The 1,407-nt window shown below is 35.8% G+C and carries 1 protein-coding gene; it reads left to right on the plus strand.

Translation table 11 applies throughout. The annotated features are described in order from the left end of the window. Positions 1-1,407, plus strand: a 1,407-nt coding sequence (locus tag RMO83_RS05035) for a S8 family serine peptidase (RefSeq protein ID WP_310558588.1), incomplete at both ends; no start/stop codon positions are given.

Below are 1,407 nucleotides of genomic sequence, written 5' to 3' on the forward strand. Positions count from 1 at the left end.
AAATCAGCAATTTATAAACGATATTGTAGCTTCAAACGGCATAACTGTTCTTGCAAAATCTAAATGGTTAAATTGTGTTTATGTTCGTGGTTTACAGTTTGATATTTCGGCTTTAAGGAATTTGTCATTTGTCCAAAACGTTAAGTTTTTAGACGCATCAATTAACAACAGATCTAAAAATCCAATAGAAGAAAAATTCGTAAAATCGAAACCAATTGTAAATACAAACTCAGTACAAAAACCAAATTCTGTTTTTAATTACGGCAATTCTTTCAATCAAATTCATCAAATGAATGGCGATATTTTGCACCAACAAAACTTTACTGGAACAGGAATGGTTATTGCAGTTCTTGATTCAGGTTTCCCAGGAGTTGACACTGCCCAACCTTTCCAAAGATTGATTATTAACAATCAAATTTTGGGCGGTTATGATTTTGTTAACGACAACAACGATTATTTTTCAGGAGATTCTCACGGAACCTCTGTTTTGTCTTGCATGGGCGGTTATACTGATGGTAAACTTGTTGGTACTGCGCCCGATGCAAAATATTATTTGTACCAAACCGAAGACAACGAATCTGATACACCATACAACGAAAATCCTGTCGAAGAAGCAAATTGGGTCGAAGCAGCCGAAGAAGCCGATAGAGTAGGAGCAGACGTAATCACGTCGTCGTTGGGTTATTTTGGTTACGAAAACACAAGTTATAGTCATACTTATTCAGATATGATTGGCGATAAAAACTTCGCAAGTAAAGGTTTGAATATTGCATTTTCTAAAGGAATTATTTGTGTAGTATCGGCAGGAAATGCAGGAGGAAGCTCAGAACCACATGTGGGAATTCCAGCCGAAGCCAATAAAGCCCTAGCAATTGGATCAGTTCAAGCCAACAGAAATCGTTCTGGATTCAGTTCAATTGGACCAAGTTTCGATGGGCGAATTAAACCCGATTTAATGGCTCAAGGCTCAAGTTCAGTATTGTCAGATACCGACGGAAACATCACAACGGCAGACGGAACTTCGTTTGCAGGACCAATTTTCGCAGGAATGATTACCAGTTTTTGGCAAGCAGTTCCCACATTGACCAACCAACAAGTTGTTGATTTAGTACGACAATCGGCAGATAATTTTGCAACACCAAACAACCAATATGGTTACGGAATTCCAGATTTTCAATTGGCTTTAAGCAATGCAAATTTATCATCAGAAAGTTTTTTAGAAAACCAAAAAATGTTTACAATTGCACCAAATCCGACCAATAATTCAATAGAAATTTCGTTTCCAAACAATTTCGATAGTGCAAAAATTTCTTTATTTAATATTTTAGGTCAAAACGTTTATAGCAACAAAATTACCAATTCAAACTCTAAATTGTCTTTAACAGATTTAAATTCAGGTATATATTT

The sequence above is a fragment of the Flavobacterium sp. genome (assembly GCF_031423415.1).
Lineage (GTDB): Bacteria > Bacteroidota > Bacteroidia > Flavobacteriales > Flavobacteriaceae > Flavobacterium.